Consider the following 13,585-nt stretch of genomic DNA (forward strand, 5'->3'; position numbering starts at 1 on the left):
AATCGTTTTCGTAAACCAAAAAATATTATATATTTAGTGGTTCTTATGCATGCATATAAAAAAAAACTTGCATATCAGTTAAGTTTTTTATTTTTGCAATAGTTTACAACAATTAAAAATAGAATATTATGTCTGACATTACATCAAGAGTGAAAGCGATTATCGTAGATAAATTAGGAGTTGACGAAAGCGAAGTAACTCTAGAAGCAAGCTTCACTAACGATTTAGGAGCTGATTCATTAGATACAGTTGAATTAATCATGGAATTCGAAAAAGAATTTGATATCCAAATTCCAGACGATCAAGCTGAGAAAATTTCAACTGTTGGTCAAGCTGTTAAATACATCGAAGACTTAAACAAGTAATAATTCCTTATTTCATAAATGGAATTAAAAAGAGTAGTAGTAACAGGTTTAGGCGCTTTTACTCCAATTGGAAATACTTACCCAGAATTCTGGGAAGCATTGAAAAATGGAGTAAGTGGCGCTGCGCCTATTACGCTATTTGATGCTTCACAGTTCAAAACTCAATTTGCATGCGAGGTGAAAAACTTCAATATTGAAGATCATTTCGACCGCAAAGAAGCTCGTAAACTTGATCGTTGCGGACAATTGGGGATTATAGCAGCTAGAGAAGCAATCAAAGACAGTGGTATTCTAGAGGATGCCAATGTAAACAAAGAGCGTATAGGTGTAATTTGGGGATCAGGTATTGGTGGTATCAAGACCTTTGAAGAAGAAGTTACTAACTACGCAACTGGAAATGGAACGCCACGTTTCAATCCATTCTTCATCCCAAAAATGATTGCAGATATTACTCCAGGTCATATCTCAATGGAATTTGGTCTTATGGGACCTAATTATACAACTGTTTCAGCTTGTGCATCATCTACTAACGCGATTATCGACGCATTAATGTTAATCCAACTAGGAAAAGCTAATGCAATCGTAACAGGTGGTTCAGAAGCAGCGGTAACAGAATCAAGTATCGGAGGTTTTAATGCATTACACGCATTATCTACTCGTAATGATGATCCAAAAACAGCATCTCGTCCTTTCGACAAAGATCGTGATGGATTTATCATGGGAGAAGGTGGTGGATGTATTATTCTTGAAGAATACGAACATGCAATTGCTCGTGGAGCAAAAATTTATGCAGAATTAGTTGGAGGTGGTTTATCTGCCGACGCTCATCATTTAACAGCTCCACATCCAGAAGGATTAGGTGCATACAACGTGATGAAAAACGCATTAGAAGATGCAGGTATTGGAACTGCAGATATTGATCATATCAATATGCACGGAACTTCAACTCCTTTAGGAGATATAGCAGAATCTAAAGCAATCACTAAATTATTTGGTGAAGATGCATACAATATTCAAATTAACTCTACTAAGTCGATGACAGGTCACCTTTTAGGTGCTGCTGGTATTGTTGAAGCGATTGCAGCTATTAGTGCAGTTAAAAACGACATTGTTCCCCCAACAATTAATCACTTTACGGACGATGAAAATCTAGATCCTAGAATTGATTATACATTCAATGTTGCGAAAGAAAAAGTGATCAACTATGCCTTAAGCAATACATTCGGATTCGGTGGACACAATGCATGTGTGATATTTAAGAAGTATAAGTAATGTTTTTCTTTAAAAATTTATTTTCTTTTAAAAAAAAACGAGCTAATTTTTCAGCTCAAGAGCCTTTATTTGAATTTTTGAAGTCTATTTTAGGATATTATCCAGAGAATATCGATGTTTTTACGGAAGCGTTCACACACCGATCGGCACAAAAAAAAGACGATAAAGGAAATAGTGTAAATTTTGAAAGATTAGAATTTTTAGGAGATGCATTACTTGGCGCTTCTGCCGCTACACATTTGTATAACAAAGCACCAGAACAGCAGGAAGGTTATTTAACTAAAATGCGTTCAAAAATCGTTTCCAGAAAACAATTAAATTCAATCTCAAAACAATTAGGATTACTTAATTACCTAGAACCAAAAAATAACCACGCAAATCTTGGAGAAGATGTAAATGGTGATTTATTGGAAGCTTTAGTGGGTGCAATTTATGTGGATAAAGGAGCTAAAGCTGTAGAAGATTTTATCAAATTTAAGATTATTGATCCTTACGCGGATTTAGACCGTTTAGAATCTACCATTACAAGTCATAAATCTTTGATTTTAGAGTGGAGTCAAAAAACAAGAAATACGCTAAGATTCAATACTTTTGAAGAACAAAATGCGGAAGATTTACAAGTTTTTGTATCTGTCATCCGTTTAAATGATAAAGTAATTTCTAAAGGAAGAGGAACATCAAAGAAAAAAGCTGAAGAAAGTGCCTCAAAAAGAGCTTATTATACTCTTCAGAAAAAAATAGAAAACATATAATTGAATGGCGGAAATCCTATTATTAGACGATTTTATCGATTTTCAATTAGTAGGAGTTAATTCTTCTTTCGAGGATCCTTTTCAGTTTATATACCATTTAAATCTTAACTTTAATACCTGTTTTGAACGTATTAAAGATTATGATTACTTAATAAATCAGCAGGAATTCTTTTTTTCAAGCTATCATTGGTATGATGATTTTAATAAAATAGATTATCATATTATTAAAAATCGACCAATTGAATCGGTTTTTAAAAATAATGAAGTAGATTTAACTCAATTATTTCAAGCAGATTTTCCTTTAATTTCAAAATACAAGAATTGTAACTATATTTTAAAGGTAACTGGATGGGATGATGATATTGATAATTTGATAATTCCTTTCAAAACCAATAATTTTATAGATAATATTGAAATTTATGATGTCGATGACATTAGCGATGCTAATCGATTGATATTTTAAATATAAACGTGTGCAAAAAAAAGGAAAATATGGTTTACGATAAAAACTATCTTAAAAAAACAAAAATTGTTGCAACCTTAGGTCCAGCAACAGAACGTCGAGAAGTAATTTTAGAAATGATGAAAAAAGGTACTGATGTATTTCGTATCAATTTTTCTCATGCTGATTATGAAGACGTAAAAAATAAAATAGATACAATTCATGAATTAAATGAAGAATTTGGATTCAATACAGCTATTTTAGCCGATTTACAAGGTCCAAAACTTCGTATAGGTAAAATGGAGCACGAGGATTTTGTTATTAATCCTGGTGATATTTTAACTTTTACAAATGAAGATGTAATTGGGACAAACGAAAAAGTTTTTATGACTTACAAAAAGTTTGCTCAAGACGTACAAGTTGGTGAAAACATCTTAATTGATGATGGTAAATTAATCTTGAAAGTTGTAGAAACTAACGGTGTAGATATCGTTAAGGCAGAAACAATTCAAGGTGGACCGTTACGTTCTAAAAAAGGAGTAAACTTACCAAACACTAAAATCTCATTACCAGCTTTAACTGAAAAAGATAAGGAAGATGCTAAATTCGCTATTGAAAATAGAGTAGATTGGTTTGCATTATCTTTCGTTCGTTCAGGTCAAGACGTAGTAGATTTACAAGATTTTATTAAAGAACACGCTTCTTTTAAAATTCCAATTATTTCAAAAATCGAAAAGCCAGAAGCTTTAGATAATATTGATGATATTTTAGTTCATTCGGATGGATTAATGGTAGCGCGTGGAGATTTAGGAGTTGAAGTTCCGTTTGAAATCGTTCCAAAAGCTCAAAAACAATTAATTGACAAAGCTAAATTAGCTCGTAAACCAGTTATTGTTGCTACACAAATGATGGAAACAATGATTTCGAGTTTAACACCAACTCGTGCAGAAGTTTCTGATGTTGCAAATGCTGTTTTTGATGGTGCTGATGCGGTGATGTTATCAGGAGAAACTTCTGTAGGTATGTATCCAATCCAAGTTATTGAAAAAATGACGAAGATTTTACAAACGGTAGAAGATGATGAACACATTAGAATTCCAGAGCACAAACCAAAAGTTAGAAACGAACGTTTCGTAACAGATATTGTTTGTTATAATGCAGCTAAAATGGTGTCTCATACAGATGCAAAAGCAATTGCTACATTAACATATTCTGGTTATACAGCGTTCCAAATTTCATCACATCGTCCAAATGCGTTCATCTTAGTTTTCAATCCAAGTAAACGCATCAACAGAATGTTAAACTTATTATGGGGTGTTAAAGCGATTAATTACGATCCACGTGATACATCGACAGATCAAACGGTAACAGAAGTTAATATTTTAGCGAAAAATAGTGGTTATATTGATTACGGTGATTACATCGTAAACTTAAATGCAATGCCAGCTTTCGAAAAAGGAATCACAAATACGTTACGTATTTCAATGGTTTAATCTTTTACGAAGTTTTTACATACAATCCTTTCGAGTTTAGACTCGAAAGGATTTTTTATTTTCTTTTATCCACGTTAAAACTTGTCTATTCAGTTGAATAATTGTTAAATTTGTATTCAAATTGTATTTATAATCATGATTGACCAAATCAAACAATATATAGAAGAAGTTAAAAACTTCCATTCGACTAATCCTGCCGAAATTGAGGAGTTTAGAATTAAATTTTTAGGTAAAAAAGGGATTTTAAATGATTTGTTTGCGCAATTCAAAGCAGTTCCAAACGAAGAGAAGAAAGAATTTGGTCAAGTTGTAAATGAATTAAAAACATTAGCAACAGAGAAATCAACAGTTCTTAAAAATGAATCTTCATCTGAAGGAACTATTGATGCTGGATTAGATTTAACTCGTCCTGGTGAACCGTTTACTTTAGGTTCTCGTCACCCAATTAACATCACGAAAAATAGAATTTTAGAGATTTTTAAACGTATTGGTTTTGGAGTTTCTGAAGGTCCAGAAATCGAAGATGATTGGCATAACTTTACAGCATTAAATTTACCAACATATCACCCAGCGCGTGATATGCAAGATACTTTCTTCATCGAGCAAGATCCAGATATCGTTTTACGTACACACACATCGTCTGTACAAATTCGTCACATGGAAAACCACGAACCACCCATGCGTTTCTTAGCGCCAGGTCGTGTTTACCGTAACGAAGCGATTTCATCTCGTTCACATATGATGTTCCATCAAATTGAAGGTTTATATATCGATAAAGGCGTTTCTTTTGCAGATTTAAAGCAAACATTAAGCTACTTTACGCAAGAGTTATTCGGTAAGTCAGAAATTCGTTTACGTCCATCTTATTTCCCATTTACAGAGCCATCAGCAGAAGTTGATGTGTACTGGGGATTAGAAACTGAAACAGATTACCGTATGACAAAAGGTACTGGATGGTTAGAAATTATGGGATGTGGTATGATTGATCCTAACGTATTGAAAAACGTAAATATTGATCCAGAAGTTTATTCTGGTTACGCATTCGGTATGGGAATTGAGCGTATAGCTTTATTATTATATCAAATTGGAGATATCCGTTTATACACAGAAAATGACGTTCGTTTCTTAGAGCAATTCAAATCTGAATTATTCTAATCGAATTTAAAATATAATTTGAAAAGGAGCTTTTAAGCTCCTTTTTTATTTTAATAATGATTTAATTCGATTTAAATCAGGTTGATTTTTAATTATTTCTATAAAATATTCAAGTTGCCAATTTTGGGTTTTAATGGCTTGTTTATTCGTAGGATTACACCATTTAGGATAAACTCTAAATCCTCTTTTCCCTTCTTTTATATTAGATGAAATAATATTCTTTTCAATCAAAACTGCTTTCGGAAAGATAAAATACCCAAGATAAGCATTGTCTAATGTTGCTATGATTACATATTCAAAACAATCATTCTCGTGAAATGGTTCGGTTATATTCTGTTCATTTCTTTTCCATAAAGTTACAAATTGCCCAACTTTTTTAGGAGTTATTTTTGCTTTTCTAAATTTAAATAACTGATTATTAGCGATGAAATTATAGCCCAAATATTCGTTACATTCTTCGTATTTTTGAAGATTTGAAATTGAATAATTTAAATTTTTTAAAATATAATTTTCAAATTCGTGAATAATAAGATTCATCTTATTTCAGTTGTTGATAAAAATACAAATTGTATTTTGGAAAAAGATCTGGATAAAAAATCTTACCAAGATCATTCAAAATTAGATCTGGTCTGATAATTCCTTGTTCAAAATAATCTTTCGCGCCGTAGATATTACTTCTTTTATCTGAATTATAAACTTTACCTGTTTTGTATGCGTCAAACCAAGCATAATTCGGGTAAGAAGCTTTCATTTGAGCTAAGGAATTGTAATTAGGATTAATCCAATGCGTTGCATTTTTGGCTTCGGTATAAACTTCTTCAAAAGATAAGTTTAAAGTATTTTCGGATTGTTTATCGTTAAAAATATAATTTCCTTTAGCGTCATTGATTAATTTCGCTTGTAAATTGTTTTTCGTTGGTAAATACCAAACATCACCAAACATCGTATTTACTAAAGTTTTAACGTTGCCTTTACCATGATTTTGAATAATAGATTTGATTGAGTCGTATTTTTTCTCAATTTTTTCAAATCGTTGTAGAGCTAAATCTTCCTTATTTAAAATTTTCCCAAAAACCTTTAAATATTCTAATCTACCTAACGGATCATTTTCAAGATATTCATCAATGTAAAGAATTTTAACTCCATTTTGTTCCAATTGTTGATGATATTTAGCTAAAACAGGATTTGTACTGGCGATAATTACTTGAGGTTTGTGTTGTAAAATAACTTCCAGATATAATTCATTCACATTTCCAATTTCTAAAACTTCTTTATTCTTAATTTTAGCGGCGATTTTTGGATTATAAATATACTTTGAATCAGCAACACCTTTTATGGTAGAAACAGTTCCTAATTCGTCTAAAAAGGCGATTCCAGAAACAGTTTCAACCATTATATTGGTAATTGGTAATTCCTTTTTATTAAATGTGGTTGAATTTACTCCAGATTTTATTGTAATGCTATTTTCGTCTTCCGTATATAGAATTTCCTTTGCGTACTTAAAATCAGTTTTATAAATGTTTTGTTTAGTTTCTTCTGATTTTTTACAACTGAAAGTAAGTGATATTAATGTGGCGAAAAGTATTTTTTTGAACATATGAATCCTTTGTTAATGAGGAACAAGATAATAAATTTATAAAGTTTAAATTATTTTATTTAATAATTGGTTGATATAAAGCTGATTATAAAAATGTTTGAAAATTTTTAAGCTAAAACTTGGATTATTGAATAAAACAGCCTTATATTTGCACTCGAATTAAGGAATAAACATTCTGATTTTCAAATGGCGTTGTGGCGCAACTGAATAGCGCACTTGATTACGGCTCAAGAGGTTGCAGGTTTGAATCCTGCCAACGTCACAAACTAAAACTCATCAAGCAATTGATGAGTTTTTTTTATGCAATAACTTTTCGTCAGCATATTTATAGTGAAGAAATAAAAAGAGCCATTCCGAAATGGAATGGCTAATGCAATTATTTTTGTCTGAAATAAATCTCAATTGGAACACCAGAGAAATCAAACTCACGTCTTAAATGGTTTTCAATAAAACGTTTGTAAGGCTCTTTCACATATTGTGGTAAGTTCGCGAAAAATGCAAACTGAGGCGTTTTTGTTGGTAATTGTGTTACATATTTAATCTTAATGTACTTTCCTTTAATTGCTGGAGGAGGAGTAATCTCGATAATTGGTAACATAATTTCATTTAATTTACTTGTACGAATACGACGAGTACGGTTTTCGTAAACACGAATAAATGTTTCTACAGCCTTGTGTACACGTTGTTTTGTTAACGCAGAAATAAATAAAATTGGAACATCGTTAAAAGGAGCGATACGTCTACGAATTTGATCTTCGTATTCTTTCATTGTATTTGTTTCTTTTTCAACTAAATCCCATTTGTTGATTAAGATAACCACACCTTTTTTGTTTCTTTCAGCTAAATATAAAATATTTAAATCCTGAGCTTCAATACCGCGTGTAGCATCTACAACTAAAACACATACATCACATTCTTCGATAGAACGGATTGAACGCATTACAGAGTAAAACTCTAAATCCTCGCTTACTTTACCTTTTTTACGCATTCCGGCAGTATCCACTAAAACGAATTCTTGCCCAAATTTGTTATATAAAGTCTCGATCGAATCACGAGTTGTTCCGGCGATGTCTGTAACAATGTTACGTTCTTCACCTAATAAAGCATTGATGAATGTAGATTTTCCTGCATTTGGACGTCCAACGATAGTCACACGAGGTAAACCTTCGTATGGATCTTCGTAAACGACATCTTCAAAACATTCAACTACTTCATCTAATAATTCACCTGTACCAGATCCTGTCATAGCAGAGATCGTGTGCATTTTTTCGAAACCTAAGTTGTAAAACTCATAAGTATCGTGTAAATTTTTGTTAGTATCAACCTTGTTCACAACTAAGAATGTAGGCTTCTTAGTGCGTCTTAAAAGGTTGCCAACTTCCTTATCCATGTCCGTTAAACCAGCTTGATTATCAACAACGAATAAAATAACATTTGCTTCGTCGATTGCTAATTCTACTTGCTTACGAATCTCTTCTTCAAAGGTATCATCTGATCCAACGACATACCCTCCGGTATCGATTACGGTAAATTCTTTACCAATCCACTCCGATTTTCCATAATGACGGTCACGTGTAACACCAGAAGTGTCATCAACGATAGCTTGTCTTTTTTGGATTAAACGGTTGAAGAAAGTTGATTTACCAACGTTTGGTCTTCCTACAATTGCAACTAAATTTGACATGGTGCAAAGGTACAACCTTTTGATATAATCTGAATTAAGAATTTTATATTTAGAAAAATAAATAAAATTCTTAGGTTTTATCAAGCTTTTCAGTGATTTTAAATGTAATTTTAATAAAAATTCTAACCCTTTGTCTAGTATTATATTATTATTTCTCTGCTTATTTATTGGTTTAGTTATCAAAAGATTACCAAATTTCCCGAATAATACACATGTTGTTTTAAATCAATTTGTATTATTTATATCTGTGCCAGCGATGGCATTGTATCATTTACCTGAGATTGAATTGAATTGGGAATTGTTGTTTCCGACATCAGTAGCTTATATAGGATTTTTATTTGCCGCGATTCTATTTATTCCTCTTGGAAAGTATTTTGGATGGTCAAATAAATTGATTGGATGTTTGCTTTTAACCGCGGGTTTAGGTAATACCTCTTTTGTTGGAATACCGGTTATTCAAGCTTTATACGGTGATGAAGGGATAAAGACTTTAATAATTGTAGATATTCCAGGAACTGTAGTGGTTTTATCAAGTTTAGGAATGTTAACAGCGATGAGTTATTCTAAAGGAGAGAAAAGTATACAATCAATCTTAATCAATCTAATTAAATTTCCGCCATTTATTGCGTTTTTAGTAGGTTTAGGAATGCTGTTATTAAATCTTCACTTTACAAGTTATACAAAAGAAGTTTTGGGAAAACTAATGGCAACTGTTAGTCCTTTAGCATTAGTTTCGGTTGGTTTTCAGTTAAAAATAGAAAGAAGAAGTAAACATTGGAAGTTTTTGGCTTTAGGATTATTTTATTGTTTAATTATTTGGCCAATGATCTGTTTCTTGATTTATTGTTTAGGGTTTAAACAAAATGATTTACCGATTAAAGTTTCGATTATGGAAGCTGCGATGCCGCCAATGATTACAGGAGCTATTGTTGCAGTGCAATATGGTTTGAAGCCAAGATTAGCAAATATGATGATTGGCGTAGGTATTCCGTTATCTTTTATTACAATGGCAATTTGGTATATGTTTTTAGAATGGTATTTAGGATAATAAAAAAAGGATTGAAATCGATTTCAATCCTTTTTTATTTATGCTTTCTTTAAAAGTTTCATTTGTTCTTTTTCTGCGACAACTTTTCTTAATCCAGAACTTGAAAAACGGTGGTCTCTTGAATTATAATATAACTCAATTCCTTTTTCCTCGCAGTATTCGCGTCCTGTAAAGTTTTTGTCTTTGTATTCAATACCTAGAATACGAACATCAACTTTGAAAGATTTTAAAATATCTTCCAAATCTTGTTCAGTAGCGTAGGGAACGATCTCATCAACAAATCTACAACCTTTTAACTGGATGTATCTTTCTACAACAGTTTGCGTAGGTTTGTTTTTCTCCGGTCTATCTAATGTAGGATCAGTTTGTAAACCAACGATTAAGTAATCGCAATGTTCTTTAGCGTCTTCCAGCATTTTAATGTGCCCAGCATGCAATAGGTCAAAAGCACTAAAAGTTATTCCAATTTTCATAGTTGTCTTTTTTAAGAGTTTAGTATATTTGGTTAGGTATTTTAATCGTTTCCTCGATCGTAATCATCTTCAATTCGGATGATATCTTCTTCGCCAAAATATGTCCCATGCTGTACTTCAATAAAAATTAAAGTTTCATCACCTATATTTTGGATTCTATGTTTAGCTTGTAAAGGAATGATAACTACTTCACCAGGATGGTAAATAGTATCAACACCGTCTAAAGTAACTTTTGCAGTTCCTTTAACGATTGTCCAAACTTCAGCTCTGTGTTGGTGGTACTGATAAGACAAACGACCACCGATATTTACTTCGATGCGTTTAACTTTATGCGTTTCTTCGTCTTCTAAAACGTAGTATGTACCCCAAGGTCTGTTGCCAATTTCCATATATGAATGTATGTTTTGATTAAAACAATAAGTTTTAACTTATATGCAAGTTAAAGAATTTTTTTTCTTTAAACTTATGTTTTAAATTTTTTAATATTAAATAAAAAAACCTCAAACAATTTGTTTGAGGTTTTAAAGAAAGTGGTGCCTCCAGGAATCGAACCAGGGACACAAGGATTTTCAGTCCTTTGCTCTACCAACTGAGCTAAGGCACCTTCTCATTTGGGACTGCAAATATACGCATCGAATTTTGATTTTACCAAATGTTTTTTAAAATATTTATAAAAATTTTTATCCGTTATGTTTTACCATGTTGATTATGATATGAATAAAATTAAAATTATTTTTAAAATATTTTTCAATAAATGGATATTAGCATTGAATTACTTCAAATCTGGAACTTTTTTAAACAATGGTATTGGGTTCCGTTAACATGTATTTATCTAGCAGTAATTTTTACAATTTTAATAGAAAATAGAAATCCTACCAAAACGGTTGCTTGGATTTTAGTCATAATTATGATTCCGATTGTTGGAATTATTATTTACTATTTTTTTGGACAAGATTTTAAGAAAGATCAATATTTTAAAAAGAATGATAAAAAAACTTCTGCTGATTTTATAAAAAATTGGCGAAAGATTAATCATTTAATTGAAAAGGATTTTGAAGTTATAGAGGAAAGAATTGGCGCAAAAGTAAAAGTCTTTAAATACCTGAATCATAGTTTATCATCTCCGCCTTTTATGAATTGTGAAGTTAAATTATTGCAAAACGGAGAAGAAAAATTTCCTGAATTTATACACGCCATACGAAATGCTAAACATCACATCCATTTGGAATATTATATTTTCGAACTGGATGATATTGGAAACGAAATCATAAATATCCTGATAGAGAAAGCAAATGATGGTGTTGAAGTTAGGATAACTACGGATGATTTTGGATCTCCAAAACTCAATAAAAATTATTTGGAACTTTTTAAAAATACGAATGTTCAATATCAAACATTTTTACCTGTAAAGTTTAATTCTTTAGCTAATTCCAATTTTAGAAATCATCGTAAAATTTTGATTATTGATGGTGAAATTGCTTTTGTAGGCGGAATCAACATTTCTGATAAATACATTAACAATGATTCTAATAAGTTGTATTGGAGAGATACATCCTTGTTAATTAAAGGAGAAGCGGTTAATTTATTACAATTAAAATTTTGGATGGATTGGAAGATGACCGATGGATTGGATTTTAATATATTTAGTTATGATTATATAAAAATACATGATGAGGTGAAAAATGGAGCCATCGTTGGGTTTGCTTTTACTACACCTGGTGCGCCCATACAATCGGCAATGGAATCGATGATTTTGGCGATTACTTTAGCTAAAAAGAAAGTTAGAATAACAACTCCTTATTTTATACCAAGTGATGAGTTTAAATCAGCTTTGTTAATTGCCGTAAACAGTGGAGTAGAAGTAGAATTATTGATGCCTAAGAACGGAGATTCGATAATTGTACAAGAAGCTTCGTTGTCTTTTACTAAGAAATTGATGGAACAAAATGTAAAGGTGTATTTGTATGAGAAAGGGTTTGTACACGCGAAAACAATAGTTATTGATGATGATTTGGCCTTTATCGGAACTGTTAATTTAGACAATAGAAGTTTCTTTATTAATTTCGAGTTAACCGCTATTGTACATGATCAAGCACTCATCACTAAAATGATTGCAGATTATGAGCAAGATAAAAGAGATTCGAGTTTAATGACATTTGCTATGTGGAAAAATACTTCAATTTTTAGACGAGCCTTTGCTTCAGTATGTCGTTTATTAGCACCAATTTTATAAGATGTATTTAGAAAACTGATTTTATTTAATATGAGTATAATCTTTACAAAAGTCCAAGAAATAATTTCTAACTGAAAAGTCTGATTTACCACCAATTTCAAATAAATCAAAACAAGCTAATTGTGTTTTACCAGTCGCTAAATAAGAAATCGCTATTAATTTTTTTGTTGATTTAATTAATTGTTGATTCTCATTTTCATCTTCTATTGCTTTATTAAATTTTGGAGATAATTCTATTACTTTTTTAAAATTATTGTTTTTATAATTGTCTTCAATCTCATCTTTGATTCTTCTAATTGAAGAGTTTAAATAAAAACTTCCAAGTATGTCTAAATTGATATTCTTGCTAATTAACAAATTTTGATCTGTATTATTTTTAAAAAATTTTTCTGATTTAGTTAGTAATTCAATTATTGTTTCATCGTATTTTGAAGATGGCTCGATCTTGATATTTTCAATTTTATTGGAAGAATTCAAAATAAAATTAATTTCAAATTCTTTATTTTTTGGACTAATACCAATTTGATTCAATTCACGAATTAAATAACTTTCTAAAGGAACATTTTGTTCAAAAGAATAATTTGCGATGGCATTATCATAGATATAATCTTTATTTTGAGAAAGACTTGGTATCAAATCTGGGTGTTTTTTTAAAAGATCTTCTCGTTTTAAAAAGAAGTGTTTTAAATTGCTTCCTTTAATTTGAGTAATTAAATAATCATCTTTAAAGCTATAATTAATCGTTTGTAATGGATAGTCAATTTGTCCGTTCTTAAATTCTACAAATTCATTTTTAACACCATTCACCTTGAAATGATCTTTTCTTATCTCGTAAATTAAAGATTGTGAATAATCAGGATGATTGATTTCTAAAGGTTTTAAATCATCATATAATGTTCGGACAAGTATCCAATTTCCAAAAAGTTTAGTTTCTTGTGAATATGTATTTACATGTAAAATAAAAAGAATGAAACTGAAAAGTATTTTTGGCATCGATTAAAATTTTAACTAAAATACTATATTTCTTAATGTTGAACTAAAATAAAATTTAAAATAAAAAAGCCACTTCGA

At 30.8% G+C, this 13,585-nt stretch carries 14 protein-coding genes and 2 tRNA genes; 9 read left to right on the plus strand and 7 right to left on the minus strand.

Annotated elements, in window-relative coordinates; genetic code table 11:
- Nucleotides 1–128: 128 nt before the first annotated feature.
- From J9309_RS05175 to pheS, 6 genes are all read left to right on the plus strand, one after another.
- Entirely contained in the window at nt 129–365 is a 237-nt protein-coding gene (locus J9309_RS05175; protein ID WP_019975541.1) for an acyl carrier protein, read from the plus strand.
- Nucleotides 366–383: 18 nt separating this feature from the next.
- On the plus strand, nt 384–1,637 hold the full coding sequence (fabF, locus tag J9309_RS05180) for a beta-ketoacyl-ACP synthase II (protein ID WP_230477473.1): 1,254 nt from the start codon (nt 384–386) through the stop codon (nt 1,635–1,637).
- Nucleotides 1,637–2,389: a ribonuclease III gene (rnc, locus tag J9309_RS05185; RefSeq protein ID WP_230477474.1), complete on the plus strand. Its 753-nt coding sequence runs from the start codon at nt 1,637–1,639 to the stop codon at nt 2,387–2,389. Before fabF ends, rnc begins: the two co-directional genes overlap by 1 nt.
- A 4-nt stretch (nt 2,390–2,393) precedes the next feature.
- Nucleotides 2,394–2,852: an IPExxxVDY family protein gene (locus tag J9309_RS05190; RefSeq protein WP_230477475.1), complete on the plus strand. Its 459-nt coding sequence runs from the start codon at nt 2,394–2,396 to the stop codon at nt 2,850–2,852.
- A 29-nt stretch (nt 2,853–2,881) separates the two neighbouring features.
- Nucleotides 2,882–4,324 carry a pyruvate kinase gene (gene pyk, locus J9309_RS05195; protein ID WP_230477476.1) on the plus strand — a complete coding sequence of 481 codons (1,443 nt, stop codon included), beginning with the start codon at nt 2,882–2,884 and terminating at the stop codon, nt 4,322–4,324.
- A gap of 135 nt (nt 4,325–4,459) precedes the next feature.
- Nucleotides 4,460–5,479 (plus strand): phenylalanine--tRNA ligase subunit alpha, encoded by a 1,020-nt coding sequence (gene pheS / locus J9309_RS05200; protein ID WP_230477477.1) that lies wholly within the window; start codon nt 4,460–4,462, stop codon nt 5,477–5,479.
- Between the two features lie 45 nt (nt 5,480–5,524).
- On the opposite strand, the gene J9309_RS05205 is transcribed toward pheS, so the two are convergent.
- Together J9309_RS05205 and J9309_RS05210 are read right to left on the minus strand one after the other, a co-directional pair.
- Entirely contained in the window at nt 5,525–6,016 is a 492-nt protein-coding gene (locus J9309_RS05205; RefSeq protein WP_230477478.1) for a MepB family protein, read from the minus strand.
- A 1-nt stretch (nt 6,017) separates the two neighbouring features.
- Nucleotides 6,018–7,076 carry an ABC transporter substrate-binding protein gene (locus tag J9309_RS05210; protein ID WP_230477479.1) on the minus strand — a complete coding sequence of 353 codons (1,059 nt, stop codon included), beginning with the start codon at nt 7,074–7,076 and terminating at the stop codon, nt 6,018–6,020.
- A gap of 188 nt (nt 7,077–7,264) precedes the next feature.
- Between J9309_RS05210 and J9309_RS05215 the strand changes: the two genes are divergently transcribed.
- Nucleotides 7,265–7,338: transfer RNA gene (locus J9309_RS05215), tRNA-Arg, on the plus strand.
- Between the two features lie 114 nt (nt 7,339–7,452).
- On the opposite strand, the gene der is transcribed toward J9309_RS05215, so the two are convergent.
- On the minus strand, nt 7,453–8,760 hold the full coding sequence (gene der, locus J9309_RS05220) for a ribosome biogenesis GTPase Der (protein WP_230477480.1): 1,308 nt from the start codon (nt 8,758–8,760) through the stop codon (nt 7,453–7,455).
- Between the two features lie 130 nt (nt 8,761–8,890).
- Between der and J9309_RS05225 the strand changes: the two genes are divergently transcribed.
- On the plus strand, nt 8,891–9,808 hold the full coding sequence (locus J9309_RS05225; RefSeq protein ID WP_230477481.1) for an AEC family transporter: 918 nt from the start codon (nt 8,891–8,893) through the stop codon (nt 9,806–9,808).
- A gap of 38 nt (nt 9,809–9,846) precedes the next feature.
- Here the strand turns inward: J9309_RS05225 and J9309_RS05230 are convergent, their stop codons facing one another.
- The 3 genes from J9309_RS05230 to J9309_RS05240 form a co-directional block, all read right to left on the minus strand.
- A complete protein-coding gene (locus tag J9309_RS05230) occupies nt 9,847–10,281 on the minus strand; it encodes an adenylyltransferase/cytidyltransferase family protein (RefSeq protein WP_230477482.1) in 435 nt (144 codons plus the stop codon).
- 41 nt (nt 10,282–10,322) lie between these two features.
- Nucleotides 10,323–10,670, minus strand: coding sequence for a phosphomannose isomerase type II C-terminal cupin domain (locus tag J9309_RS05235; RefSeq protein ID WP_230477483.1), 348 nt, complete (start codon nt 10,668–10,670; stop codon nt 10,323–10,325).
- A gap of 142 nt (nt 10,671–10,812) precedes the next feature.
- Nucleotides 10,813–10,885: transfer RNA gene (locus J9309_RS05240), tRNA-Phe, on the minus strand.
- A 150-nt stretch (nt 10,886–11,035) separates the two neighbouring features.
- On the opposite strand from J9309_RS05240, the gene cls reads away from it, so the two are divergent.
- Nucleotides 11,036–12,514, plus strand: a complete 1,479-nt coding sequence (gene cls, locus J9309_RS05245) for a cardiolipin synthase (protein WP_230477484.1) — start codon at nt 11,036–11,038, stop codon at nt 12,512–12,514.
- A gap of 21 nt (nt 12,515–12,535) precedes the next feature.
- Here cls and J9309_RS05250 read toward each other — a convergent pair whose 3' ends face one another.
- The gene (locus tag J9309_RS05250) at nt 12,536–13,507 is read right to left on the minus strand and encodes a hypothetical protein (RefSeq protein ID WP_230477485.1); all 972 of its coding nucleotides are present in this window, start codon (nt 13,505–13,507) and stop codon (nt 12,536–12,538) included.
- Between the last annotated feature and the right edge of the window lie 78 nt (nt 13,508–13,585).

Source organism: Faecalibacter bovis (genome assembly GCF_017948305.1).
In the GTDB taxonomy this organism is placed as follows: Bacteria; Bacteroidota; Bacteroidia; order Flavobacteriales; family Weeksellaceae; genus Empedobacter; species Empedobacter bovis.